General features: G+C 69.1%; 23 protein-coding genes. 12 read left to right on the plus strand and 11 right to left on the minus strand.

Translation table 11 applies throughout. The annotated features are described in order from the left end of the window. Positions 1-20: 20 nt before the first annotated feature. From ACE3T5_RS01685 to ACE3T5_RS01695, 3 genes are all read left to right on the plus strand, one after another. Positions 21-731 carry a hypothetical protein gene (locus ACE3T5_RS01685; RefSeq protein ID WP_374663765.1) on the plus strand — a complete coding sequence of 237 codons (711 nt, stop codon included), beginning with the start codon at positions 21-23 and terminating at the stop codon, positions 729-731. A 591-nt stretch (positions 732-1,322) separates the two neighbouring features. After that, the gene (locus ACE3T5_RS01690; protein ID WP_374663767.1) at positions 1,323-1,604 is read left to right on the plus strand and encodes a DUF4258 domain-containing protein; all 282 of its coding nucleotides are present in this window, start codon (positions 1,323-1,325) and stop codon (positions 1,602-1,604) included. Continuing rightward, positions 1,567-1,845, plus strand: coding sequence for a type II toxin-antitoxin system MqsA family antitoxin (locus tag ACE3T5_RS01695; RefSeq protein ID WP_374663769.1), 279 nt, complete (start codon positions 1,567-1,569; stop codon positions 1,843-1,845). The genes ACE3T5_RS01690 and ACE3T5_RS01695 overlap by 38 nt, the downstream gene beginning before the upstream one ends. 30 nt (positions 1,846-1,875) lie before the next feature. Here the strand turns inward: ACE3T5_RS01695 and ACE3T5_RS01700 are convergent, their stop codons facing one another. From ACE3T5_RS01700 to serC, 4 genes are all read right to left on the minus strand, one after another. After that, on the minus strand, positions 1,876-2,784 hold the full coding sequence (locus ACE3T5_RS01700) for an amino acid ABC transporter substrate-binding protein (protein ID WP_374663771.1): 909 nt from the start codon (positions 2,782-2,784) through the stop codon (positions 1,876-1,878). 141 nt (positions 2,785-2,925) lie between these two features. Continuing rightward, a complete protein-coding gene (locus ACE3T5_RS01705; protein WP_374663773.1) occupies positions 2,926-3,837 on the minus strand; it encodes a transporter substrate-binding domain-containing protein in 912 nt (303 codons plus the stop codon). A gap of 138 nt (positions 3,838-3,975) precedes the next feature. Next, entirely contained in the window at positions 3,976-5,175 is a 1,200-nt protein-coding gene (locus ACE3T5_RS01710) for a phosphoglycerate dehydrogenase (RefSeq protein WP_374663775.1), read from the minus strand. Next, positions 5,168-6,250 carry a 3-phosphoserine/phosphohydroxythreonine transaminase gene (gene serC, locus ACE3T5_RS01715; RefSeq protein ID WP_374663777.1) on the minus strand — a complete coding sequence of 361 codons (1,083 nt, stop codon included), beginning with the start codon at positions 6,248-6,250 and terminating at the stop codon, positions 5,168-5,170. Before serC ends, ACE3T5_RS01710 begins: the two co-directional genes overlap by 8 nt. A gap of 131 nt (positions 6,251-6,381) precedes the next feature. On the opposite strand from serC, the gene ACE3T5_RS01720 reads away from it, so the two are divergent. Then, complete coding sequence (locus tag ACE3T5_RS01720; RefSeq protein ID WP_374663779.1) at positions 6,382-7,218, plus strand: helix-turn-helix domain-containing protein; 837 nt, start codon at positions 6,382-6,384, stop codon at positions 7,216-7,218. 117 nt (positions 7,219-7,335) lie between these two features. On the opposite strand, the gene sbmA is transcribed toward ACE3T5_RS01720, so the two are convergent. Continuing rightward, positions 7,336-8,340, minus strand: a complete 1,005-nt coding sequence (gene sbmA / locus ACE3T5_RS01725; protein ID WP_374663781.1) for a peptide antibiotic transporter SbmA — start codon at positions 8,338-8,340, stop codon at positions 7,336-7,338. Between the two features lie 242 nt (positions 8,341-8,582). Between sbmA and ACE3T5_RS01730 the strand changes: the two genes are divergently transcribed. Genes ACE3T5_RS01730 through ACE3T5_RS01745 form a run of 4 tightly spaced genes read left to right on the plus strand, consistent with a single transcriptional unit; the run spans position 8,583 to position 12,560 of the window. Beyond that, complete coding sequence (locus ACE3T5_RS01730) at positions 8,583-9,551, plus strand: Bug family tripartite tricarboxylate transporter substrate binding protein (protein ID WP_374663783.1); 969 nt, start codon at positions 8,583-8,585, stop codon at positions 9,549-9,551. Next, positions 9,541-11,283 carry a thiamine pyrophosphate-requiring protein gene (locus ACE3T5_RS01735; RefSeq protein WP_374663785.1) on the plus strand — a complete coding sequence of 581 codons (1,743 nt, stop codon included), beginning with the start codon at positions 9,541-9,543 and terminating at the stop codon, positions 11,281-11,283. The genes ACE3T5_RS01730 and ACE3T5_RS01735 overlap by 11 nt, the downstream gene beginning before the upstream one ends. A gap of 24 nt (positions 11,284-11,307) precedes the next feature. Continuing rightward, positions 11,308-11,799, plus strand: a complete 492-nt coding sequence (gene hpaR / locus ACE3T5_RS01740) for a homoprotocatechuate degradation operon regulator HpaR (protein ID WP_374663787.1) — start codon at positions 11,308-11,310, stop codon at positions 11,797-11,799. After that, a complete protein-coding gene (locus ACE3T5_RS01745) occupies positions 11,796-12,560 on the plus strand; it encodes a class II aldolase/adducin family protein (RefSeq protein ID WP_374663789.1) in 765 nt (254 codons plus the stop codon). Before hpaR ends, ACE3T5_RS01745 begins: the two co-directional genes overlap by 4 nt. A gap of 57 nt (positions 12,561-12,617) precedes the next feature. Here the strand turns inward: ACE3T5_RS01745 and acnB are convergent, their stop codons facing one another. The 4 genes from acnB to ACE3T5_RS01765 are packed head-to-tail and all read right to left on the minus strand — an operon-like array spanning position 12,618 to position 18,001. Then, on the minus strand, positions 12,618-15,203 hold the full coding sequence (acnB, locus tag ACE3T5_RS01750) for a bifunctional aconitate hydratase 2/2-methylisocitrate dehydratase (RefSeq protein ID WP_374663791.1): 2,586 nt from the start codon (positions 15,201-15,203) through the stop codon (positions 12,618-12,620). Between the two features lie 31 nt (positions 15,204-15,234). Continuing rightward, positions 15,235-16,002, minus strand: coding sequence for a hypothetical protein (locus ACE3T5_RS01755; RefSeq protein ID WP_374663793.1), 768 nt, complete (start codon positions 16,000-16,002; stop codon positions 15,235-15,237). 29 nt (positions 16,003-16,031) lie between these two features. After that, complete coding sequence (locus ACE3T5_RS01760; protein WP_374663795.1) at positions 16,032-17,015, minus strand: CoA ester lyase; 984 nt, start codon at positions 17,013-17,015, stop codon at positions 16,032-16,034. Then, positions 17,015-18,001 (minus strand): malate dehydrogenase, encoded by a 987-nt coding sequence (locus ACE3T5_RS01765; protein WP_374663797.1) that lies wholly within the window; start codon positions 17,999-18,001, stop codon positions 17,015-17,017. The genes ACE3T5_RS01760 and ACE3T5_RS01765 overlap by 1 nt, the downstream gene beginning before the upstream one ends. A gap of 183 nt (positions 18,002-18,184) precedes the next feature. On the opposite strand from ACE3T5_RS01765, the gene ACE3T5_RS01770 reads away from it, so the two are divergent. Then, positions 18,185-18,967 carry a GntR family transcriptional regulator gene (locus tag ACE3T5_RS01770; protein ID WP_374663827.1) on the plus strand — a complete coding sequence of 261 codons (783 nt, stop codon included), beginning with the start codon at positions 18,185-18,187 and terminating at the stop codon, positions 18,965-18,967. A 10-nt stretch (positions 18,968-18,977) separates the two neighbouring features. On the opposite strand, the gene ACE3T5_RS01775 is transcribed toward ACE3T5_RS01770, so the two are convergent. Both ACE3T5_RS01775 and ACE3T5_RS01780 read right to left on the minus strand, forming a co-directional pair. Further along, complete coding sequence (locus ACE3T5_RS01775; protein WP_374663799.1) at positions 18,978-19,934, minus strand: DnaJ domain-containing protein; 957 nt, start codon at positions 19,932-19,934, stop codon at positions 18,978-18,980. Next, positions 19,931-20,848 (minus strand): hypothetical protein, encoded by a 918-nt coding sequence (locus tag ACE3T5_RS01780; protein WP_374663801.1) that lies wholly within the window; start codon positions 20,846-20,848, stop codon positions 19,931-19,933. The genes ACE3T5_RS01775 and ACE3T5_RS01780 overlap by 4 nt, the downstream gene beginning before the upstream one ends. 154 nt (positions 20,849-21,002) lie before the next feature. On the opposite strand from ACE3T5_RS01780, the gene sdhC reads away from it, so the two are divergent. The 3 genes from sdhC to sdhA are packed head-to-tail and all read left to right on the plus strand — an operon-like array spanning position 21,003 to position 23,634. Next, positions 21,003-21,425, plus strand: coding sequence for a succinate dehydrogenase, cytochrome b556 subunit (gene sdhC / locus ACE3T5_RS01785; RefSeq protein WP_374663803.1), 423 nt, complete (start codon positions 21,003-21,005; stop codon positions 21,423-21,425). Between the two features lie 27 nt (positions 21,426-21,452). Beyond that, positions 21,453-21,818 carry a succinate dehydrogenase, hydrophobic membrane anchor protein gene (gene sdhD / locus ACE3T5_RS01790; protein WP_374663805.1) on the plus strand — a complete coding sequence of 122 codons (366 nt, stop codon included), beginning with the start codon at positions 21,453-21,455 and terminating at the stop codon, positions 21,816-21,818. 7 nt (positions 21,819-21,825) lie between these two features. Next, positions 21,826-23,634, plus strand: coding sequence for a succinate dehydrogenase flavoprotein subunit (gene sdhA, locus ACE3T5_RS01795; protein WP_374663807.1), 1,809 nt, complete (start codon positions 21,826-21,828; stop codon positions 23,632-23,634). The last annotated feature ends 4 nt before the right edge of the window (positions 23,635-23,638 follow it).

Genomic DNA, 23,638 nt, shown 5'->3' on the forward strand with positions numbered 1-23,638 from the left:
CATGCCTCTGCGGCGCACACATGCTCGCGCAGCCGGCGCTGTCGGCGCCCGTGCAAGGTGCAAGCTGCCACATCGACGAAGGCGAACTGAAACGGTTGACTTCGGGGCAGCATGGAATGGTCATGGCGTTCAGGGCCGGAGAGCGAGAGATCCCGTTCTCCGGCAACGCGAACTTCGATCGCGCCCTGGGCAGGCAACTCGTCAAGCTGGCGATGTCGTTCACGGTCGGCCCTGGCTTCATGTACATGGACGACGTGAACGGCATGAATGCGGCGGCGTCTTCCGCGACGCGGGTCCCGGGCACGGCTGGCACGGTACTGTTCGGCATCCGCCTGTTGCGCGACCTGTTGACGCGCGGCACAGGGGGAGACATGGCGGTGCTGGGGGTGTGTGCCCATGAGTTCGGCCACATTCATCAGTACTTCTCCGGCGACTTCCACGCACTCCGCTCTGCACATCCGACCGTCAAGCTCGTCGAACTGCAGGCAGATTTCCTGGCCGGGTACTTCGTGGCGGCTGTGAAGCTGGAAAGAAGCCACGTCGAGCTGCGCACCTTCCTGGAATTCCTGTTCCGGTCTGGCAGCTATGACTCGGCGCACCCTGACTTTCATGGCACGCCCCAGGAGCGCGTGCGCGCTGCCGAGCGCGGGATGTCGGTGGCACGTGAAGGCGCGCCCTTCAGGAAGGCGGCGGCAGAAGGGAGGCAGTATGTTCTGCTCAACTTTCGCTGAACGAGTCACCGCTAGCCAATGGACCCTCATTTTGCTTCTCCTGACTGGCCCCGGCAGCAGCATCGCGCAAGCGCCAGTGCCTTGCTACTTCGGCGAGTGCACGCCAGGCGCGCCAACACCGTCCACGCGTCGACCACCGAACCCCGCGCCGGACTTGCCGGAGCCGCCCGAGAGGCTCCCGGCGCCTAGGCGACCACCTTCCCAGACCCTTGAATTGCCAGCATTCTTTGCCCGGAACATGTGCTTTCGAGGGAATGCGGCGGTTCCCGTCGCTGACGGCGAGACCTGCTCCCGCATCTATGACGACTGGGGCGCACGCCGGACCGATGGCCAGCCGGTGGAATGCGGCATCTTGGAGCCCGGGGTAACTGGTTTCAACCATCGGGTTCTGTTGACTTCCACTGTCGGGCAATGCTTTGATCAGCGAAGGGAGCTGGCTTCGAGCACTCGGCTGGGGCGGTGCAACAAGCGCTTTCCGGCGGGCTACACCCACTGGCGGCTGGACTTGTCCGAGTCGCAGTGCCTGGCCGAATTGCATCCTGGAATCATGCTGCGCCGATAGTGCGTTGCCCTGAATGGCTACACTCACGCATGTCCCAGGTGTCGATTGCCCAGCTTCGCCATCTGGTTCGGACGCTCAGCTACGTCGTATCCACCCACGCCGCGGACGAACTGGAAGATGACAACCTCACCATCCTCGACCTTGAGAGCATCATCCTCACGGGCCAAGTTGTCGAGCGCCAGCGCGACAGGACAACCCGCGAAATCAAGTACGTCATCCAGGGGGCCACGCTCGACGGGAGCGCAGGCGAAGTGGTCGCCAAAGTCGGCTCCAGTGGGAAGCTCATTGTCATCACCGTCTACGTCAGTTGAGACGACATGTACGTTTTGCGGGGGCACCCATGTGCAGCTGAAGCATGTGACCCGCAGCTTTGGCAAGGGGCCTGACCTCCTGGTCATCGAGCGAATTCCCATGTGGTCTTGTCCGGATTGCGGCGAGTCGTATTTCACCGCCCAGACCATGCATGAGATAGAGCGAATCAAGGCTTTGCGCAAGTCGGTGGCCAAGTCGCGCAGCGTGGCCGTCGCCCAATTCGAAGCCGCCGCGGCTTGATCGAAGCAGCCGCGGAGGGCCCAGGGTCACCTACCGCTTGTAATGCTCCATCGGCTTGTCGTTGAGGTTCGCCCAGGCCGCCTTGGTCGCTGCGGACAGCGGCAGGCCCACGACCACCCCGCGCGGCGGGATGGGCTTCAGGAACCACTTGTCGTAGAGCTTGGCGATCTCGCCGCTGGCCACCAGGCGGGCGATGGTCTCGTCGCCCAGCTTCTTGATGGACGGGTCGTCGCGTCGCACCATGATGCCGATCGGCTCGATGGACAACTGCTCGTCGAGCATGCGGTACTCCGCCGGGTTGGGCGACGACGCGACATGCGCGGCCAGGATCCCCCGGTCCATCAGGAAGGCGTCGGCCTTGCCAGACGCCAGCAGCGCGAAGCTCTCGTCGTGGTCAGCGCCGTTCAGCTCCTTGAATCGCACGCCCATGCCGCGCTCATGGCGCTTGAGGTGGGCCACGGCAGTGGTGCCGGTCGTCGAGGCCACGGTCTTGCCATTGAGCTGCACGATGTTGGTGATGCCGGAGCTGACCTTGACCACCACGCGCCCCTCCTCGACGAACACCGTGTTCAGGAACGCGGCCTCCTTCTGGCGCGTGAGCGAGTTGGTGGCGGACCCGCAGATGAGGTCGGCCCGGCCGGAGTTCAGCTCGGGAATGCGGGTCTGGAGGTTGACCGGCAGGTACTTGACCTCCAGCTTGCGGCCGAGAAGCTTCTCGGCGTCTTCCACGATGCGAAGGCAGATGTCGACGTGGAAGCCGCCGAACTTGCCACCGCCCTGGGCATAGGAGAGCGCGCCCGAGTTCGACCGCACCCCCAGGGTGATGATGCCAGTCGCCTTGGCATTGGCGAGGGCGCCGGGCACCTGGGCCGACGCTTGAAACGGCACGACGGCCGATGTGAGCAGGCCCAGCAGAGCGACCAGGAACCGGTTCTTCATGAAGCGCTAAGCCTTTGTGAGAGCGTCAGGCGCAGCGTCGATGAACCGGCTGGCATCGATGGACTGCACACAATCGGTAACATCATCCCGTGCAGCCGAGCTGTGGTCAAGAGGAACGGCACGCGTTCCCCCGCCGGTTGGCTACCGGCGGCGGTACTGCTCCATCGGCTTGTCGTTCGGGTCGGCCCAGACCGCCTTGGTCGCTTCGGACAGGGGCAGGCCCACACTGCGGTTGGCAGGCGGAATGGGCTGCATGAACCACTTGTCCCACAGCCTGGCCATCTCGCCGCTGGAGATCAGGCGGGCGATGGTCTCGTTGCCCAGCTTCCTGAGGCCGGCATCGTCCTTGCGGATCATGATGGCGATGGGCTCCAGGGACAGCGGCTCGTCGACGATGGTGAAGTCCGCGGGGTTCGCCGCCGTGGCGATGTTGCCGGCCAGGATGGATCGGTCCATCAGGAAGGCGTCGGCCTTGCCGGACGCGAGCTGCCTGAAGCTGTCGGCATGGTCCTTGCCATACAGCTCCTTGAACTTGATGCCGGCGCCGCGCTCGTGGCGCCGCAGGTGCTGCACCGTGGTGGTGCCGCGCGTGGTGACGAGCGTCTTGCCGTGCAGCTGGGTGATGCTGCGGATGCCGGAGTTCGCCTTCACGGCGATGCGGGCTTCTTCCACGAAGGTGGTGTTCAGGAAGCCCACCTCCTGCTGGCGGGCCGTGGTGTTCGTGGCCGAGCCGCAGCTCAGGTCGATCTTGCCGGAAGTCAGATCGCCCATGCGGCTTTCCGAGCTGACCGGGACGTACCGGACTTCGACCTTGCGGCCGGCCGCCTTCTCGATGTCTTCCGCGATGCGCTGGCAGATCTCGACATGGAAGCCGGCATATTGCCCGCCACCCAGGTGATACGACAGCGCGCCCGAGGACTCCCGCACGCCGAGGACGATGATCCCGCTGGACTTGGCCTTGGCGAGCGTGTCGCCGGCCTGGGCCTGCGCGACGTGAGGCGAGAGGGCGACGGCGAGGGTGCCGACGAGGGACGCGACGAACCGAAGCTGCATGATGACCTCCATGGCGACAAAGGGATCCAGACCCCGAGGGCGCTTTCACGCGCAGAACGCCGCCTGCGAATCTGCTTGCAGTCATCATCAGCCCGACGGTACGGGCGGTCGAGAAGAATCCCGATGCGCTGCCGGGCTTCAGCCCGCGGGCAGGTAGCGCACCGCCAGCACGCCCTCGATGCGCCGCAGCGTGTCCAGCAGCGATTCGTCGACCACGCTGTCCACATCCACCAGTGTGTAGGCCATCTCGCCGCGCGACTTGTTGACCATGTTGTGGATGTTCAGGCCGGCCTGCGCCATGGCAGTGGACATCTGGCCCAGCATGTTGGGCACGTTGGCATTGGCCACCGCGATGCGCCAGGCGGACTCCCGCGGCATGCTCACGGCCGGGAAGTTGACCGCATGCACGATGTTGCCGTTCTCCAGGTAGTCGCGCAGCTGGTCCACCACCATCACGGCGCAGTTCTCCTCGGCCTCGCCAGTGGAAGCGCCCAGGTGCGGCAGCGCGATCACGCCCGCGCGGCCCAGGATGGTGGGGTTGGGGAAGTCGCTCACGTAGGCGGCCAGCCGGCCGGCTTCCAGCGCGCGCACGGCCGCGGCGTCGTCGACCACACCCTCGCGCGAGAAGTTCAGCAGCACGCTGCCAGGGCGCAGCAGGCCGATGTTGTCGGCGCTCACCATGTGCCGCGTGGCCGGCAGCAGCGGCACATGCAGCGTGACGAAGCGCGAGGCCTTCAGCACCTCGGCCACGCTGGCGGCGCGGCGCACCTGGGCGGGCAGGCTCCAGGCGGCATCGACCGTGATCTCGGGGTCGTAGCCCCAGACCTGCATGCCCAGCTTGATGGCGGCATCGGCCACCAGGCAGCCGACGCGGCCGAGGCCGATGACACCGAGCGACTGGCCAGCCAGCTCGAAGCCCGCGAAGGGCTTCTTGCCGGCCTCCACCTGGGCGTCGAGATCGGCCGCGTTGGCATCGAGGCCCTGCACGAAGCGCTGCGCACCGGCCAGATTGCGCGCGGCCAGCAGCATGCCGGCCAGCACCAGCTCCTTCACCGCGTTGGCATTCGCGCCCGGCGCATTGAACACCGGCACGCCACGTGCACTCAGCGCGGCCACGGGAATGTTGTTGGTGCCCGCACCGGCGCGGCCCACGGCGAGCAGCGTGGACGGCAGCGCCAGCTTGTGCATGTCGGCGGACCGCACGAGCACCGCGTGCGGCTCGGCCGCGTCCGCGCCCACCTGGTAGCGCTCGGCGGGCAGGCGCTCCAGCCCGCGCGCCGCGATCGCGTTCAGCACCTGCACGCGAACGGGCCGGGGCAGGCCGGCCGCCTCAGCCATGCTGGGCCTCGAATTCCTTCATGTAGGCCACCAGCGCCTGCACGCCCTCGACCGGCATCGCGTTGTAGATGGAGGCGCGCATGCCACCCACCGAGCGGTGGCCCTTCAGCTGGATCATGCCGCGCGCCTGCGCGCCTTTCAGGAAGGCGTCGTCGAGCGCATCGTCCTTCAGCTTGAAGGGCACGTTCATCAGCGAGCGGTCGGCCGGGCTCACCGGGTTGCGATAGAACGCGCTCGCATCCAGGTAGTCGTACAGGATCTTCGCCTTGGCCTTGTTGTGCGCCTCCATCGCGGCCAGACCGCCCAGCGCCTTCACGTGCTTCAGCACCAAGCCCGCGATGTAGATCGCATAGGTGGGCGGCGTGTTGTACATGGAGTCGGCTTCAGCCTGCAGCTGGTAGTTGAAGGCCGAGGGCGTGACGGGCAGCGCGTGACCCAGCAGGTCATCCCGCACGATCACGATGGTCAGGCCCGAGGGGCCCATGTTCTTCTGCGCACCGGCGTAGATGAGGCCGTAGCGGCTGACGTCGATGGGCCGCGAGAGGATGTCCGAGGACATGTCCGCCACCAGCGGCACGGCACCGGTGTCGGGCGTCCAGTGGAACTGCACGCCGCCGATCGTCTCGTTCGAGCAGATGTGCACATAGGCCGCCTCGGCGTCCAGCTTCCACTCGGCCTGCGCCGGAATCGCGGTGAAGCCGCTCGCCTCACCCGTGGCGGCCGTGCGCACGGTGCCGAAGTTCTTCGCCTCCTTGGCGGACTTCTTGGACCAGTCGCCGGTGAGCACATAGTCGGCCTTGCCCGTGCGTCCGATCAGGTTCATGGGCACGATGGCGTTCTCGCCGATGGCACCGCCCTGCATGAACAGGACCTTGTAGTTCGCGGGGATGCCCATCAGCTCGCGCAGCAGCGCCTCGGCCTCGGCATGGATGGCGATGAACTCCTTGCCCCGGTGGCTCATCTCCATCACCGACATGCCGGAGCCATGCCAGTCCAGCATCTCGTCGGCCGCCTGGCGCAGGACGGCCTCGGGCAGCGTGGCGGGACCGGGGCTGAAGTTGAAGACGCGGGTCATGGGGCTGGGCTCTCCTGGATGTGAGGGCAGCCAGCATACAAGATCGCCGCCAGCCGCCCGCGGCGGCCCGCGCAGCCCCATGACGTGCGAGGTCATGGTCCGGAACACCGGACGGGCCTACCATCCGGGCGATGAACACCGCCGCCGCCCAAGCCGTGCGCGCCTTCGGCGACCACCTGCGCCACTGGCGACAGCACCGCCGCATGAGCCAGCTCGATCTCGCTGGCGAGGCCGGCATCTCCACCCGGCACCTCAGCTACGTGGAGACCGGCCGCTCGGCGCCCAGCCGCGAGATGGTGCTGCGCCTCGCCGAGCGGCTGGAGGTGCCGCTGCGCGAACGCAACGCGATGCTCGTGGCAGCCGGCTATGCGCCGATGTACCGTGAGCGCCCGCTGGACGACCCCGCGCTGGCCGCCGCGCGCGAGGCGGTGCAGCGCATCCTGACCGGGCATGAGCCCTACCCGGCGCTGGCGGTGGACCGGCACTGGAACCTGATTGCGGGCAACGCGATGATTCCGCTGCTGCTGGCGGGCGTGGCGGCGGAACTGCTGAAGCCGCCCGTCAATGTGCTGCGCATCAGTCTCCACCCCAAAGGCCTGGCCGGACGCATCGTCAACCTGGGCCAGTGGCGCCGCCACCTGCTGGAGCGGCTGCGTCAGCAGGTGCACGCCACCGGGGACGCCACGCTGGCCGCCTTGCATGAGGAGCTGCGCGGCTACCCGCTGCCCGCCGGCGCGGAGGACACGCAGCTCGCGGGCGAACTGCTGGGCGTGGCCATGCCCTTTCTCTTCCGCACCGAGGCAGGCGTGCTGGCGCTGCTGAGCACCATCACGGTGTTCGGCACGCCAGCGGACATCACGCTGCAGGAGATGGCGCTGGAGACCTTCTTTCCGGCGGATGCCGCGACGGCCGAGATCCTGCGAGGCATTGCCGCGGTGCATGGGGCCGCGGGTTCCCGGCATCCGTAGGCTGGGGTGCAACCCCAGCGGTCTCCACGCGCCCACACGAAGCGGCAGGGAACGCCGGGATTGCGCTGCGCTCCATCCCAGCCTGCGAGAAACACACGCCAGGCGTCGGAACGCGGGTCACCTGATGCCCACCGGCACCCCCGGCGCATCCGGATCGTCGATGCGCGCCTCGAACGCGCGCAGGCGCTTGTACACCGACAGCAGCTCCACGATGGTGGCCCAGCTGTAGACGAGGTACTGGAACGACTCGGTCACCTTGTCGAAGGCGCGCGTGATCTGCTGCATCACGCCGAGCGTGAAGGCCGCACCCACCACCGAGGGGCCGAGCGCGATCAGCGGCACCAGCAGGCTGACCTGCAGGTACGAGAACTTCACGACGTCGAAGTAGAGATAGTGGAAGTACAGCCGGAAGTAGTTGCGCCGCACCGCCTGGAACAGGCTGGTGGCCACCGGCGGCGCGGCGCGCGAGGCGTCGTCCTCGCCATACACCAGCTCCTTGCGGTAGGCCGCCTCCACCCGCTGGTTCTGGTACTCCAGCCCCGGCAGGAGGATGCCCACGCCGGCCAGCAGCAAGGTGCCGAACACGGCCCAGACCAGCGCGACCCACACCAGCGAGTGCGGGATCGCGCCCAGCACCGGCAGCTCGCCCACCTTGTCCGACAGCACCCACAGCAGCGGCAGGAAGGCCGCCAGCGTCATCAGGCTGCGCATCAGCTCCACGCCCAGACCTTCCATGATGCGGGCGAAGCGCATCGTGTCCTCCTGCACGCGCTGGGCGGCCCCCTCGATGTCGCGCAGCCGATCCCAGTGGGCCATGTAGTAGTCGTTCATCGCCTGCCGCCAGCGGAAGATGTAGTGCTTGACGAAGAACTCCAGCAGCACGGCCACGGTGACGTAGATCATCGCGATCGAGGTGAAGGCCACCACCTGACCCCAGTACGCCTCCAGCTTCACCGAGCCGGGCTTGGCCAGCGCGTTCTGCACCAGGTCGTAGAAGCTGCCGAACCACTCGTTGACCTGCACGTCGAGCTGCACCTTGTACCAGGTGGCACCGAGGATCAGCAGGCTGCCGGCGATGGACCAGGGCAGGTAGCGGCGGGCGAGGAAGAAGGAACGGAACATGGCGTCAGACCCTATGCGCCAGGCAACGCCGCGGCAAGGGCATCCGCCGCGGCGCCTGGCAGGCCGACTCTACGATGAACGCCAGCACGGCTCTGGCGTGCCCCGGCATCACCCCCACGGCAGGCTGCCGGTGCCGCCGCACTGGGGTTTTCCGCGTGTCCCCGAGCCCCGGTGCGCCCCTACCATGGGTGATTCGCTCACATGTAAGTGAATTCCTTCCCCCCCATGACCCGGAGACACCGATGAAGCTGCTTCGACTCGCCCTTGCCGCGCTCTTCGCTGCGGCGTTCACCGTGCACGCGCAGGACTACCCGTCGCGCCCCGTGAAGATCGTGGTGCCGTATGCGGCCGGCGGCGGCGTCGATGCCGCGGCGCGCCTGGTCGCCCAGCACCTGTCCGGCACGCTGGGCCAGAACGTCATCGTCGAACCCAAGCCCGGCGGCGGCACCCTCATCGGCACCGAGATGGTCGCCCGCTCGGCCCCCGACGGCTACACGCTGCTGCTGACCGGCGGATCGACCATGAGCCTGCTGCCGCTCACCCACCCGGGCAAGCTGCCCTTCGACCCGCTGGCCGACTTCGCGCCGGTGGGCGTGGTGTCGCGCATCCCGTTCTTCCTGTTCTCCTCGGCCAGCACGCCGTACAAGACCGTGAAGGAGCTGATGGATGCGGCCAAGGGCAACCCGGGCGCCATGGCGTATGCCAGCAATGGCGTCGGCGCGATGGGCCATGTGGGCACCGAAATGCTGCTGCAGTCCGCCGGCGCGAAGATGACCCACATCCCCTACAACGGCTTCGCCCCGGCCCTGAGCGACCTGGTGACAGGCCGCGTGGTCATGGTCATGGCGGATCTGGCTCCGGTCGCCGGCCAGCTGCAGGCCCGCACGCTGCGCCCGCTGGCCGTGGCGTCCAGCCAGCGCTCGCGCTTCCAGCCCGACGTGCCCACGCTGGAGGAGGCCGGCTTCCCTGGCACCGAATTCGAGGTCTGGCTGGGTCTGTACGCGCCGGCGAAGACGCCGCCGGAGATCGTGACGCGCCTGGCCACTGAGCTGGGCCGCTTCCTGGCGCTGCCGGCGACACGGGAAGCCTTCGCCAAGCTCGGCCATGAACTCGGGACGGGCGGGCCGGACGCGGTGCGCCAGCGCATCGTCAATGAGCAGAAGGCGTTTGCGCCCGCCGTGCGCGCGGCCGGGCTGAGCAATGCCAAGTGAGTCCGGTGCACCGCAGGCGGTGCGCAGCGCCTCGCACCACCTGCTTCAGGCGCTCGTGGACCACGGGGTCGAGGTCCTGTTCTGCAACCTGGGCACGGACCATGCCCCGCTGATCGAGGAGATGGCGCGGTGGCGCACCGAAGGGCGCCCCCTGCCCCGGGTCGTGCTGTGCCCGCACGAGAACGTCGCCGTCCACATGGCAGGCGGCTATGCCGCCGCCACCGGCCGTGGCCAGGCGGTGCTGGTCCATGTGGATGCCGGTACCGCCAACGCGGCCATGGCGCTGCACAACCTCTTCCGCGCCCGCATCCCGGTGCTGCTGATGGCCGGTCGGGCGCCGGCCACCACTTTCAGCGGCGTGGCGGGCGGACGCGACACCTATGTGCACTTCGTGCAGGAACCCTTTGACCAGGGCAGCGTGGTGCGCCCCTACGTGAAGTGGGAATACACCCTGCCCTGGCCCTCCTCGGCCGGCGAGGTGATCTCGCGCGCCCATTCGGTGATGCACAGCGACCCACCGGGCCCGGTGTACCTGATGCTGCCGCGCGAAGTGCTCGCGGCGCCTTGCCCGCCAGAGGAACTGGCCGACTTTCCGCCCGCGCGCCACGCACCGGTGCGTGCCGGTCAGGCCGACCCCGGGCAGATCCGCCATGTGGCGCAGAAGCTGGTCGACAGTGCTGACCCCTTGCTGGTCACCGCCTACGCCGGCCGCAACCCGGCGGCGCCGGCCCTGGTGGAACAACTGGCCCTGCTGACCGGCATGCGGGTGTGCGAGTTCAACACCGTGCACCTGAACATCCGCCGCGACTCACCCTGCTTCGGCGGCTACCTGCCCGGCCCGTTCGCGGAACAGGCCGACTTCGGCCTGATGCTGGACGTGGACGTGCCCTGGGTGCCGAAGACCACGCGCGTGAACCCGCGGGCCTGGTGGGCGCAGATGGACATCGACGCCCTCAAGCGCGAGATGCCGATGTGGGGCTTCGCCACCGACCTGCGGCTGGAAGGCGACAGTGTGCTGATGCTGGCGCAGCTGATCGAGGCGGTCCAGGCACTGGCCACGCCCGCCTTCCACGAGCGCGTGGCAGCGCGCCTGCAGCGCTTGGCCGAGGAGCATGCACAACGCACCCAGCGCGTGGCGCAAGCCGCCGCCGAGCCGGGCACCGTGGGCGCCATCAACCCGCACCACCTCTGCGCGGCGCTCGGCCGCGCAATGGCGCCGCATGACATCCTGATCAACGAGGGCATCCGCAACACGCTGGCCGTGTTCGACCAGATCCCGCGCACCGAACCCGGCACGCTGATCGGCCTGCCCGGCGGGGGCCTGGGCTTCTCGGGCGGCACGGCGCTGGGCATGAAGCTCGCCCGGCCCGAGCGCCAGGTGGTGCATGTGGTGGGCGACGGCACGTTCTACTTCAACAACCCGAGCGCCCTCTACGCCGTGGCCAGCGAGTACCGCCTGCCCGTCTTCACGGTGATCCTGGACAACAGCGGCTGGTCCGCCGTGAAGGAGTCGGTGCTGCGCATGTACCCGCGCGGCAAGGCGCATGAGACCGACGAATTTGCCTCGCGCCTGCCCGGCGGCATGGACTTCGCTGCCGTGGCCGAGGCCGCGGGTGCGCACGGCGAGCGCCTGTCCGACCCCGGACAGGCCGACGGGGCCATCGCCCGCTGCATGCAAGCCGTGCGCGAAGGGCGCAGCGCCGTGCTGCACGCGCGCGTGTCGCCCCTCTGAACAGCAGGCTCGCCGGTGCCCGCGATGAAGCCCCCGCCCGATGCGACACGGCCCGCGCGCCGCAACCTGCCCCTGCTGCTGCTGCAGACCCGGGAGCGCCTGCTGGCCCGCTTCCGGCCCGTGCTCCAGGCCGCCGGCATCACCGAACAGCAGTACCGCGTGCTGCGTGCCATCGAGGCCTCCGGCCCGCTGGAGCCGCGGCAGATCGGCGCCATCTGCCACCTCTCCAGCCCCAGCCTGACCGGCATGCTGGCCCGCATGGAGGCCATGGGCCTGGTCGCGCGGGAACGGCTGGCGCACGACCAGCGGCGCGTGAGGGTGTCGCTGACGCCGGCTGCCCGCACCATGTTCCGCAAGATGAAGCCGCGCATCGAGGTCGTGTACCAGCGCCTGGAAGCCGACCTGGGCGCTGAACTCACCGGCGAGATCTACGACACGCTGGACCGGTTCCTGGCGCGGCTCGACCCTTCCGACCCACCCGCCGATCCGCCCGACCAGGAAGAACCGCTCCCATGACCCCGCTTTGCTTTCCCGACGTCCACACGCGAGTCAGCGCCACCGAATGGGCGCAGCGCGTGAACCTGGCGGCCGCCTTCCGGCTGGCCGACCACTACCGCTGGACCGATCAGATCTACACGCACTTCACGGCCAAGATCCCGGGGACGGAACACTTCCTGATCAACCCGTACGGCGTGCTGTTCGGGGAAGTAACGGCTTCGTGCCTGGTGACGGTGGACCTGGACGGCACCGTGATCCTGGACCCCACCGGCATGGGCATCAACCCGGCCGGCTTCCTGATCCACAGCTGCGTGCACCGCGCGCGGCCCGACTTCCTGTGCGTGCTGCACACCCACACCGCATCGGGTCTGGCCGTGGCGGCGCAGAAGCACGGCCTTCTGAACCTGACGCAGCACGCCATGCGGTTTCACAACCGCATCGGCTACCACGACTACGAAGGCGTCGCGCTGGAGCCCGCGGAGCAGGCGCGCCTGGTGCGCGACCTGGGCGGTCACAAGGCGATGATCCTGCGCAACCACGGCCTGCTGGCAGCCGGCACGACGATCCGCGACGCTTTCGAGCAGCTGTACTACCTCGAGCGCGCCTGCGAAGCGCAGGTCAAGGCGCTGGCCGGCGGCGTGGAAGTGATCGAGTGCGACCCAGCGATCGCGGAGAAAGTGGCCCAGGTGCTGGACCGCCCCGGGCGCAGCGCGTACGACACCGACTGGCCGGCCCTGCTGCGGTGGCTGGACCGGACGGACGGGTCGTACCGCGACTAGCGTCACCGCCCATCAGGGCGGCTGGGCGCCCTCCACCTGCGAGGAGGGCGAACCCGCTCAGACCGTCACTTCCTTCGCCGTCTCCGCGTACTCCTCGATCTGGTCGAAGTTCATGTAGCGGTACACGCTGGCGGCGTCCTTGTTGATGACGCCCATCTCGGCGTGGTACTCGGCCAGCGTCGGGATGCGGCCCAGCTTGGAGGCAATGGCGGCCAGCTCCGCCGAGGCCAGGAACACGTTGGTGTTCTTGCCCAGGCGGTTGGGGAAGTTGCGGGTGGAGGTGGAGACCACCGTCGCGCCTTCACGCACCTGCGCCTGGTTGCCCATGCACAGCGAGCAACCCGGCATCTCGGTGCGCGCACCGGCCGTGCCGAAGGCGGCGTAGTGGCCTTCCTTGATCAGCTCGGTCTGGTCCATCTTGGTGGGCGGTGCCACCCACAGCTTGACCGGGATGTCGCGCTGGCCGCCCAGCAGCTTGGCCGCGGCGCGGAAGTGGCCGATGTTGGTCATGCACGAGCCGATGAAGGCTTCGTCGATCTTGGTGCCGGCCACGTCGGACAGCAGCTTGGCGTCGTCCGGGTCGTTCGGGCAGCACAGCACCGGCTCCTTGAGCTCATCGAGGTTGATCTCGATGACGTGCGCGTACTCGGCATCCTTGTCGGCTTCCAGCAGCTGCGGGTTGGCCAGCCAGGCCTCTACCGCGCGGATGCGGCGCTCCAGCGTGCGCTTGTCCTGGTAGCCGTCGGCGATCATGTTCTTCATGAGCACGATGTTCGAGTTCAGGTACTCGATGATCGGCTCCTTGTTGAGCTTGATCGTGCAGCCGGCGGCGGAACGCTCGGCGGAGGCGTCGGACAGTTCGAACGCCTGTTCCACCTTCAGGTTGGGCAGGCCCTCGATCTCCAGGATGCGGCCGGAGAACTCGTTCACCTTGCCGGCCTTGGCGACCGTCAGCAGGCCCTGCTTGATGGCGTAGTAGGGGATGGCGTGCACCAGGTCGCGCAGCGTGATGCCGGGCTGCATGGTGCCCTTGAAGCGCACCAGCACGCTCTCGGGCATGTCCAGCGGCATCACGCCGGTGGCGGCGCCGAACGCGACCAGGCCAGAGCCGGCCGGGAAGCTGATGCCGATCGGGAAGCGGGTGTGCGAGTCACCGCCGGTGCCCACGGTGTCGGGCAGCAGCAGGCGGTTCAGCCAGCTGTGGATCACGCCGTCGCCCGGGCGCAGGGACACGCCGCCGCGGTTGCTGATGAAGGCGGGCAGTTCGCGGTGCGTCTTCACGTCCACCGGCTTCGGGTAGGCGGCGGTGTGGCAGAAGGACTGCATCACCAGATCGGCGCTGAAGCCCAGGCAGGCCAGGTCCTTCAGTTCGTCGCGCGTCATGGGACCGGTGGTGTCCTGCGAACCCACGGTCGTCATCTTCGGTTCGCAGTACGTGCCGGGGCGGATGCCCTGGCCTTCCGGCAGGCCGCAGGCGCGGCCCACCATCTTCTGCGCCAGCGTGAAGCCGGCCTTCGTGGCGGCCGGGGCCGTGGGCAGGCGGAACACGGTGGAAGCGGCCAGACCCAGGAACTCACGCGCCTTGGCGGTGAGCGAGCGGCCGATGATCAGGTTGATGCGGCCGCCGGCGCGCACCTCGTCGAACAGCACGTCGCTCTTCAGCTGGAAGGTGGCGACCGTCTGGCCGGCCTTCTCGATCTTGCCGTCGTAGGGAAAGATGTCGATGACGTCGCCCATGTGCAGGTTCGACACGTCCACCTCGATCGGCAGCGCGCCGGAGTCTTCCTGCGTGTTGAAGAAGATCGGGGCGATCTTGCCGCCCAGCGTGACGCCGCCGAAGCGCTTGTTGGGCACGAAGGGGATGTCTTCGCCGAAGCCCCAGATGATGCTGTTGGTGGCCGACTTGCGGCTGGAGCCGGTGCCCACGACGTCACCCACGTAGGCCACCAGGTTGCCCTTGGCCTTGAGCTCCTCGATGAACTTCATCGGGCCGCGCTTGCCGTCTTCCTCGGGCGTGATGCCGGGACGGGCGTTCTTCAGCATGGCCAGGTAGTGCAGCGGGATGTCCGGGCGGCTCCAGGCATCGGGCGCGGGCGACAGGTCGTCGGTGTTGGTCTCGCCCGTCACCTTGAACACGGTCACGGTGATCTTCTTCGCCACTTCGGGGCGGCTGGTGAACCACTCGGCGTCGGCCCAGCTCTGGATCACTTCCTTCGCGTAGGCGTTGCCGGCGCGGGCCTTCTCGGCCACGTCGTTGAAGAAGTCGAACATCAGCAGCGTCTTCTTCAGGCCGGCCGCAGCCACGGGGGCGACCTCCTGGTCGTCGAGCAGCTCGATCAGCGGGTGCACGTTGTAGCCGCCCACCATGGTGCCCAGCAGCTCGGTGGCCTTGGCTTTGGAGCTCGCGGCGACCGTGATGTCGCCATGGGCCACGGCGGCCAGGAAGCTGGCCTTCACCTTGGCGGCGTCATCCACGCCCGGGGGCACGCGGTGGGTGAGCAGATCCAGCAGGAAGGCCTGCTCGCCGGCCGGCGGGTTCTTCAGCAGCTCGATCACCTCGGCGGTCTGCTTGGCCGACAGCGGCAGCGGCGGGATGCCGAGGGCAGCGCGCTCGGCGACGTGTTCACGATAGGCTTGCAACATGGGTTTCTCCGTTCGCTCTCGTTCAATCAGGTTATCGGGGGGCGCTGGCAGCCGGCGCAGGCAACGCGGCCGCCTCGGCCGCAGCAGGGACCGTGCCAGGCTGCACCACGGCGCCAGCGGCGACCGGCGTGGTCACCGCCGGCGGCACGGCGGCTGCCGCGGATGACGCCTGCTCGGGCGCGGGGCTGGCCGTGACGCGCGGCGCGGCGCCATAGGTTTCGGTGGGCGTGGCCGTGCCTGGCTGCTGCGGACTCAGCAGGCCGGTGGGCGCGGACTTCTTCATGGCCTCGGCCAGCGTGGCCTGGTCGGGGCTCTGGCACTCATCGGCCAGGCGCTGCCCGAGCTTCTGGCTCATGAGCATCGACTTGTTGCCCAGCTGCAGCCACATCGCGCCGCGCACCGGGTCTTCCAGGCGGATGGCGCCGGTGCGGCTTTCCACCGGGTGCATGCGGAAGCGGTTGCGGCCGGCGGTGACGAGGAAGAAGCCTTCGCGCCGCAGCGGGCGCAAGGTCACCTTGGTGCCCAGTTCGCAGGGGATGTCGCCCACGTACACCTGGCGCGCGACGGCGAGATCCGCCTCGCTCAGGTGGATGGACGGATCCGGTTCCTCCAGCGGCGTGATCTCTTCCACCGCCTTCTGCGCTGACGGCGCCAGGTTCGGGTTGCGGCCCGGCGCGGGCTTCGCCACCGGCTTGGCGGCCGGCTTGGCCGCCGCCTTCGCCGGCGGCTTGGACGTGGACTGGGCGCCCGCAGGCCCCATCGCAACCGCCAGCAGCAGGCCGGCCAGCAGGTGATTCATGGGCTTGTCTCCGGGCATCGTTGTCGTCGTCAGGCGGCGGTGAACCAGGCCTGCGCTTCGGCCGGCAGGTGCCGGCCGGTCTGGTGGGCACGCTCCAGCACCTGCCAGTAGTAGCGGTAGCTGGCGCGGTCCTCCAGCTTGCCGGCGTAGCTGATCGGCGCCCAGCCGGCCTGCTGTGCCGCCAGCAGGATGCGCGTGGCGGTCTCGATCTCGTCCGCGCCCGGGGCGAAGGCCTCCAGGATGGGGCGGATCTGGTCCGGGTGGATGCTCCACATGCGGGTGAAGCCGAACTCGCGCGCCGCGCGGCGGGCCGCACCCAGGAAGGCCTGGGCGTCCTTGAACTCGGTGACCACGCCGTGTGACGGCACCTTGCCATGCGCGTGGCAGGCGGAGGCGATCTCCAGCTTGGCGCGCACCACCAGCGGGTGCGTGAACTGGCCCTGCACGCCCATGCCGTCCGACGGAATGGCGCCGCCGTGCGCGGAGACGAAGTCCATCAGCCCGAAGCTGAGCGACTGCAGACGCGGATGGGCCGCGATGTCGAACGCGCGATGCACCGCCGCCGGCGACTCGATGAGTGCCTGCAGCGGCAGCTGCGGCGCGCCGGCGGCGTCGAGCGCGCGCGCGGCCCGCTCCACGTCGGCCGGGCTCTCGCACTTCGGCAGCATGATGTGGCACAGGCGGTCGCCCGCCTGGCCGGCGATGGTGGCGATGTCCGCCTCGAAGGCCGGATGGTCCACCGGATGCACGCGCACCGCGACGCGGGCGCCGGGCGCGGCGCCGCGCGCCAGCGCCACCACCAGCGCCGCGTGGTCGGCCTCGCCGCCGACCGGGGCACCGTCTTCGCAGTCGAGGGTGACGTCGAAGACGCAGGCCCCGAACTCGGCCGCCATCTCGGCCTGCAGCTGCAGGCTCTTGCGCATCCGGACTTCCACCCCGCTGTAGTGGTCGCACACCGTCAGCGTGCCGGTGCGCGCCTGCGCGCCGAGGAGGATGTCGCGGGGATGGCTCATCACAGCAGGTGCGCGACGCCCGCCTGCTCGTCCTGCAGTTCCTTCAGGGTCTTGTTGATGCAGCCCTGGCTGAACTCGTCGATGGCCAGGCCCTCGACCACCTTGTAGCGGCCGCCTTCGCAGGTGACCGGGAAGCCGAACATCGTGTCCTTGGGAATGCCGTACCAGCCGTCGGACGGAATGCCCATGGTGACCCACTTGCCGTTGGTGCCCAGGGCCCAGTCACGCATGTGGTCGATGGCGGCGTTCGCGGCGGAGGCCGCGGAGGACAGGCCGCGCGCCTCGATGATGGCGGCGCCGCGCTTGCCCACCGTCGGCAGGAAGGTGTTGGCGTTCCAGTCCTGGTCGTTGATCATGTCCTTGACCGAGGCGCCGCCGATGGTGGCGAAGCGGTAGTCGGCGTACATGGTGGGCGAGTGGTTGCCCCACACGCACAGCTTCTCGATGTCGGCCACGGCCTTGCCGGTCTTGGCGGCGATCTGGCTCAGCGCGCGGTTGTGATCCAGCCGCAGCATGGCGGTGAAGTTCTCGCGCGGCAGGCTCGGCGCGCTCTTCATGGCAATGTAGGCGTTGGTGTTGGCCGGGTTGCCGACCACCAGCACCTTCACGTTGCGGCTGGCCACGGCGTCCAGCGCCTTGCCCTGGCCGATGAAGATCTGGCCGTTGATCGACAGCAGCTCGGCGCGTTCCATGCCGGCCTTGCGGGGCATGGAGCCGACCAGCAGCGCGTAGTCGGTGTCCTTGAAGGCGGTCATGGGGTCGCTATGCGCCTCCATGCCGGCCAGCAGCGGGAACGCGCAGTCCTCCAGCTCCATCATCACACCCTTCAGCGCCTTCTGCGGGCCTTCGGCGGGGACTTCCAGCAGCTGCAGAATCACGGGCTGGTCCTTGCCCAGCATCTCGCCGGAGGCGATGCGGAACAGCAGGGCGTAACCGATCTGGCCGGCGGCGCCGGTGACGGCGACTCGGACGGGCTTCTTGCTCATGGAAATCTCCGAAGGGATGGTTGGGAATACGGTGCCGGCAGGAGGCCCGCGCGCGTTGCGCGAGCCTTGCGGGACAGCCCGGGAGTGTACCCGTGGAAACCCGCATCGGTCAACGTCTTATGTCTTATATAAGATATGATCACAGGGTGGTTCGCGATGCGCGCCCACCCTCCCCCCATGCCCATGCCGAGCACCCTGCCGCTACCCGAACTGCCGAGCCCCGACACCGGCGGCCCGGCCACGCCGGCCTTCAGCCCGCTGTACCAGCAGATCAAGGGGCTGATCCTGCAAAGCCTGCAGGCCGGCGAGTGGAAGCCCGGCGAGGTGATCCCGAGCGAGATCGAGCTGGCGGCACGCTTCCGCGTGAGCCAGGGCACGGTGCGCAAGGCCATCGACGAACTCGCGGCCGAGAACCTGGTGGTGCGCCGCCAGGGCAAGGGCACGTTCGTCGCCACCCATGCCGAGCAGCACGTGCGCTACCGCTTCCTCAAGCTCGTGCCCGACAGCGGGGACCGCGACAGCGAGGGCCCGGCCAGCCGTGACGTGCTGGAATGCCGGCGCGTGCGCGCCACCGCGGAGGTGGCGCGTGCCCTGGCGCTGCGCAGCGGCGACGCCGTGGTGCAGGTGCGGCGCGTGCTCGCCTTCGGCGGCGTGCCCACCATCCTGGAAGACCTGTGGCTGCCCGGTGCCGCCTTCCGCGGGCTCAGCGCCGAGCAGATGGCCGCCTACCAGGGGCCTACGTACGCCCTGTTCGAGCTGGAGTTCGGCGTGCGCATGGTGCGCGCCGAGGAGAAGATCCGCGCGATCGCCGCCGACGCGGCGCAAGCCGCGCTGCTGGCGGTGCCGGAGGGCACACCGCTGCTGTCGGTGGAGCGGCTCGCCTACACCTACAACGACGTGCCGATGGAGTTCCGGCGCGGCGTGTACCGCACCGACGCGCACCACTACCGCAACGAGCTGAGCTGAGCGCGGCTGCTCAGGGCCGGACCGTCAGCACGAAGCGCTCCGGCAGGCTCACCGCCACCACGCCGTGACGGCCCGGTGACTCCAGCCAGGTCGAGGGAAAGGGCTGCGCCGGATCGGTCCCGAGGCTGGCACTCACCGAGCCGAGGATGGCATCGCCCAGCACCTGCGCGCCAGCCGGCGTGCGCAGGCGCGGCACCTCCAGCCGCGCCAGCCGCTCGCCCAGTTCCTGCACCACGCGATCGCGGTGACGCTGCAGGTGCGCCAGGGCCTGCGGGGCCTCGAAGCCACCCATCTGCACCTGGATCGCCGGCACGGTCAGCTCGGCGGCAGGCGCGTCGCCACGCGCCTCGATCAGCACGACCAGCGGCTGCGTGAGCAGCCTCGCGCCGCGCTCGGCCATCGCCTGCTGCCGGGCCGCCTGCTCACGGCTCGCGAGCGCCGGATGCCGCGCCAGCAGTTGCGCCTTCTGCGCATGCAGGTCACGGCGGACGGCCTCGGTCACGCCCTCCGCATGGAACGCCGCCTGCAAGGCCTGCAGGCGCGCGGCCGGCTCCGGCTCGCCGAAGCTGCGCGTGGCCAGCCAGCCCCCGACGCCGACACCCGCCACCAGCACGGCGATCCAGGTGTAGGCGCCCCAGCCCCCCGCACCGGCGGAAGGGCGGGCTGGCCTGCCCGCGGTCCGACCGGGCGGACGAGCGCCCGGTGTCGCCAGTGGCGCGCGCGTGAGCGTGGCGTCGTAGGCGGCGCGACGCGCGGCATCGGACAGCACGTCGTAGGCATGCGCCACCTCGGCCGCCCGTGCCGCCGCCGCGGCGTCACCCGGCATGCGGTCGGGGTGGAACCGCTGCATCAGGCTGCGGTAGGCGGCACGGATGGTCTCCGGGCTGGCGGCCGGGCTCACCTCCAGCGTGTCGTAGTGGGTGGGCGCCTGGCCGCCCGCGCGGGCTCGCGGCGAAGCACCGCTCACCGGTTCAGCACCTCGCGCCACTGGGCGCGCTCGCGCTCGGCGCGCTGCGCGTCGGCTTCGGCACGGGCGCGCTGCGCCTCGGCGCGCGACTGCGCCTCCTGCTGGCGGCGCTGGCGCTCCTGCTCCTCCAGGTACCGGGCCTGCTCCTCGGCCTGCTGCATCTCGGCGGTCACCTCGCGGCCGCGCTGGCGGGCCTCCTCCTCGAAGCGGCGGGCATCACGCTCCTGCTGCTCGCGGTCCTGCTCGGCTCGGCGTGCCTCCATCTCGGCACGGCGGCGCTCGGACTCCAGCCGCTCCATCTCGGCCAGGCTGCCGGGGCGGCTGCCGTGGGCCTGCTGGTACTCGGTCAGGGCCGCGCGCTCGATGGCCTGCCGCTCCAGCTCGGCCTGGCGCGCAGCCGGATCCCCGCGCAGCGCACGCGTGGCGCCGAAGGCGAGCACGGAGACGAGGACCAGGAGTCCGATCGCGCGGGTGAACCGCTTCAGGCCGAGCAGCAGGCCGGAGGTGACCAGCCCGCCCAGGCCGGGCTCGGCAGGGGGCGCCGAAGTGCCGCCCGCGCGCAGGGCCATGGCCTCGGCGCGCAAGGCGAGCGCCTCCGCACGCAAGGCCAGGGCCTCGGCATGCGCGTCGTTGAGCGGCGCCGCGGCGGGCTCACTGTCGGGCACCAGGACCAGCGTGCCCGTGCGGGTGGGGCCGGCGGCCTGCGCCAGCCGGGCGTCGTACGCATGGCGCGAGACGGGGTCGGACAGGGTGCTGAACGCCACGCGCAGCAACTGCTGCGCCTCCATCCGTGCCGGTGCGGACAGGTCTGCCTGCGCCTCCAGCAAGGCCAGCTGATGGCGGTAGGCCGCCTGGATGCGCGCGGTGCCGGCATCGGCCGCCACGCCCAGGGTCTCGTAGAGCGTCTTCTTCATCGGGCAAGCCCCCTCGCGGGGGGCTGGCGCATCGTAGCAAAGTCGCCGCGCAGGGGCCCATTGCTGAAGGCTGCCCGTAAGCCTGTTGCGTTGCAATACAATTTTTGGTGGCCCTCCCGCGGCCCCACGCCCACCAAGAAAGAGAACCCACGCCATGAATGTCGCCCAGAAGCGGCCGGAATTCCGCAACATCCACGCCTTGTCCGACCTCCCCTCCTACCGCCTGCCGGCGGCTGGCTGGGTCTCCATCCTGCACCGCATCAGCGGCGTGGTGATGTTCCTGCTGATGCCCTTCATCATCTGGATGTTCGACGCATCGGTGTCCTCGGAGATCTCGTTCGCGAAGTTCCGCTTCGCCTTCAACAACGGCGGCATGGGCATCCTCCTCAAGCTGGTCGCCCTGGGCCTGATCTGGGCCTACCTGCACCACCTCATCGCCGGCCTGCGCCACCTGTGGATGGACACGCACCACAGCGCCGTGAGCAAGACCTTCGGCGCCAAGTCCGCCGTGTTCACGCTGGCGTCGAGCCTGGTGCTCACCGCCATCCTGGGCGCCAAGCTGTTCGGCGCCTGGTAAGCCCCCACCCAGAGGAGTCCCCCGAAAATGTCCGTCAACTACGGCTCCCGGCGCACGGTCGTCGGCGCCCACTACGGCCTGCGCGACTGGCTCGCCCAGCGCGTCACCGCCGCCCTCATGGCGCTGTTCACCCTGGTGGTGCTCGCCCGCCTCGTCTTCTCCAAGGGCCCGATCGGCTACGACACCTGGGCCGGCACCTTCGCGCCGCAGTGGATGAAGGTGCTGACCTTCTCCGTGATCGTGGCCCTGCTCTACCACGTGTGGGTGGGCATGCGCGACGTCTTCATGGACTACATCAAGCCGCTGGGCCTGCGCCTGGTGCTGCAGGTCTTCACCATCGTGTGGCTGGTCGGCTGCGCGGGCTGGGCCATCCAGGTCCTCTGGAGGCTGTGAGAACACCATGAGCTACACCCAAGACAAGATCACCACCCGCAAGTTCGACGTCGTCATCGTGGGGGCCGGCGGCTCCGGCATGCGCGCCTCCCTGCAGCTGTCGCTGGCCGGCCTGAACGTGGCCGTGCTGTCCAAGGTCTTCCCCACGCGCTCGCACACCGTGGCGGCGCAGGGCGGCATCGGCGCCTCGCTCGGCAACATGTCCGAGGACAACTGGCACTACCACTTCTACGACACCGTCAAGGGCTCCGACTGGCTGGGCGACCAGGATGCCATCGAGTTCATGTGCCGCGAGGCGCCGAAGGTCGTGTACGAGCTCGAGCACTTCGGCATGCCGTTCGACCGCAACCCGGACGGCACCATCTACCAGCGCCCGTTCGGCGGCCACACCGCCAACTACGGCGAGAAGCCGGTGCAGCGCGCCTGCGCCGCGGCCGACCGCACCGGCCACGCGATGCTGCACACGCTGTACCAGCAGAACGTGAAGGCCCGCACCAGCTTCTTCGTGGAGTGGATGGCGCTGGACCTGATCCGCGACGCCGAAGGCGACGTGGTGGGCGTCACCGCGCTCGAGATGGAAACCGGCGATCTGCACATCCTGCACGCCAAGACGGTGCTGCTGGCCACCGGCGGCGCCGGCCGCATCTTCGCCGCTTCCACCAACGCCTTCATCAACACCGGTGACGGCCTGGGCATGGCAGCGCGCGCCGGCATCCCGCTGGAGGACATGGAGTTCTGGCAGTTCCACCCCACCGGCGTGGCCGGCGCGGGCGTGCTGCTCACCGAAGGCTGCCGTGGCGAGGGCGCCATCCTGCTCAACAGCAATGGCGAGCGCTTCATGGAGCGCTACGCGCCCACCCTGAAGGACCTGGCCCCGCGCGACTTCGTCTCGCGCTCCATGGACCAGGAAATCAAGGAAGGCCGCGGCTGCGGGCCCAACAAGGACTACGTGCTGCTCAAGCTCGACCACCTGGGCGCCGAGACCATCCACAAGCGCCTGCCCTCGGTCTACGAGATCGGCGTGAACTTCGCCAACGTCGACATCACCCGCGAGCCGATCCCGGTGGTGCCCACCATCCACTACCAGATGGGCGGCATCCCGACCAACATCAACGGCCAGGTCGTGATCCAGAAGAACGGCGACGACAACGCGGTGGTCAATGGCCTGTACGCGGTGGGCGAGTGCTCCTGCGTCAGCGTGCACGGCGCCAACCGCCTGGGCACCAACTCCCTGCTGGACCTGCTGGTCTTCGGCAAGGCGGCGGGCAACCACATCGTCGAGTTCGCGAGCAAGACGAAGTCGCACAAGCCGCTGCCCGCCAACGCGGCCGAGCAGTCGCTGGCGCGCCTGAACCGGCTGGAGTCGGCCGCCTCCGGCGAGTACGCGCAGGACGTCGCCAACGACATCCGCGCGTCCATGCAGCTGCATGCCGGCGTGTTCCGCACGCAGGCCAGCATGAACGAGGGCGTGGGCAAGATCGCCGAGCTGCGCAAGCGGACCGATGCGATCGGCCTGAAAGACAAGTCCAAGGTGTTCAACACCGCCCGTATCGAGGCGCTGGAGGTGGAGAACCTGATCGAGGCCGCGCAGGCCACGATCGAGTCGGCCGCCGCCCGCAAGGAGTGCCGTGGCGCCCACACGGTGAGCGACTACGAGCGACCGGCGGATGACGCCACGGCCCCGCTGGGCCGCGACGACGCCAACTGGATGAAGCATTCGCTGTGGTACAGCGAGGGCAACCGCCTGGCCTACAAGCCGGTGAAGCTCAAGCCGCTGACGGTGGAATCCGTGCCGCCCAAGGTGCGTACCTTCTGACCGC

It is taken from the genome of Ramlibacter sp. (assembly GCF_041916345.1).
GTDB lineage: Bacteria > Pseudomonadota > Gammaproteobacteria > Burkholderiales > Burkholderiaceae_C > Ramlibacter.

Bases quoted from the DNA above. Each gene is read 5' to 3' on its own strand.
- ACE3T5_RS01765 (WP_374663797.1), bottom strand. From the start codon at position 18,001: ATGAGCAAGAAGCCCGTCCGAGTCGCCGTCACCGGCGCCGCCGGCCAG.
- serC (WP_374663777.1), bottom strand. From the start codon at position 6,250: ATGACCCGCGTCTTCAACTTCAGCCCCGGTCCCGCCACGCTGCCCGAG.
- ACE3T5_RS01745 (WP_374663789.1), top strand. From the start codon at position 11,796: ATGACCCCGCTTTGCTTTCCCGACGTCCACACGCGAGTCAGCGCCACC.
- hpaR (WP_374663787.1), top strand. From the start codon at position 11,308: ATGAAGCCCCCGCCCGATGCGACACGGCCCGCGCGCCGCAACCTGCCC.
- ACE3T5_RS01780 (WP_374663801.1), bottom strand. From the start codon at position 20,848: ATGAAGAAGACGCTCTACGAGACCCTGGGCGTGGCGGCCGATGCCGGC.
- sbmA (WP_374663781.1), bottom strand. From the start codon at position 8,340: ATGTTCCGTTCCTTCTTCCTCGCCCGCCGCTACCTGCCCTGGTCCATC.
- sdhA (WP_374663807.1), top strand. From the start codon at position 21,826: ATGAGCTACACCCAAGACAAGATCACCACCCGCAAGTTCGACGTCGTC.
- sdhD (WP_374663805.1), top strand. From the start codon at position 21,453: ATGTCCGTCAACTACGGCTCCCGGCGCACGGTCGTCGGCGCCCACTAC.
- ACE3T5_RS01730 (WP_374663783.1), top strand. From the start codon at position 8,583: ATGAAGCTGCTTCGACTCGCCCTTGCCGCGCTCTTCGCTGCGGCGTTC.
- ACE3T5_RS01760 (WP_374663795.1), bottom strand. From the start codon at position 17,015: ATGAGCCATCCCCGCGACATCCTCCTCGGCGCGCAGGCGCGCACCGGC.
- ACE3T5_RS01710 (WP_374663775.1), bottom strand. From the start codon at position 5,175: ATGGCTGAGGCGGCCGGCCTGCCCCGGCCCGTTCGCGTGCAGGTGCTG.
- ACE3T5_RS01700 (WP_374663771.1), bottom strand. From the start codon at position 2,784: ATGAAGAACCGGTTCCTGGTCGCTCTGCTGGGCCTGCTCACATCGGCC.
- ACE3T5_RS01690 (WP_374663767.1), top strand. From the start codon at position 1,323: ATGTCCCAGGTGTCGATTGCCCAGCTTCGCCATCTGGTTCGGACGCTC.
- ACE3T5_RS01770 (WP_374663827.1), top strand. From the start codon at position 18,185: ATGCCGAGCACCCTGCCGCTACCCGAACTGCCGAGCCCCGACACCGGC.
- ACE3T5_RS01685 (WP_374663765.1), top strand. From the start codon at position 21: ATGCTCGCGCAGCCGGCGCTGTCGGCGCCCGTGCAAGGTGCAAGCTGC.
- acnB (WP_374663791.1), bottom strand. From the start codon at position 15,203: ATGTTGCAAGCCTATCGTGAACACGTCGCCGAGCGCGCTGCCCTCGGC.
- ACE3T5_RS01755 (WP_374663793.1), bottom strand. From the start codon at position 16,002: ATGAATCACCTGCTGGCCGGCCTGCTGCTGGCGGTTGCGATGGGGCCT.
- sdhC (WP_374663803.1), top strand. From the start codon at position 21,003: ATGAATGTCGCCCAGAAGCGGCCGGAATTCCGCAACATCCACGCCTTG.
- ACE3T5_RS01705 (WP_374663773.1), bottom strand. From the start codon at position 3,837: ATGCAGCTTCGGTTCGTCGCGTCCCTCGTCGGCACCCTCGCCGTCGCC.
- ACE3T5_RS01735 (WP_374663785.1), top strand. From the start codon at position 9,541: ATGCCAAGTGAGTCCGGTGCACCGCAGGCGGTGCGCAGCGCCTCGCAC.
- ACE3T5_RS01720 (WP_374663779.1), top strand. From the start codon at position 6,382: ATGAACACCGCCGCCGCCCAAGCCGTGCGCGCCTTCGGCGACCACCTG.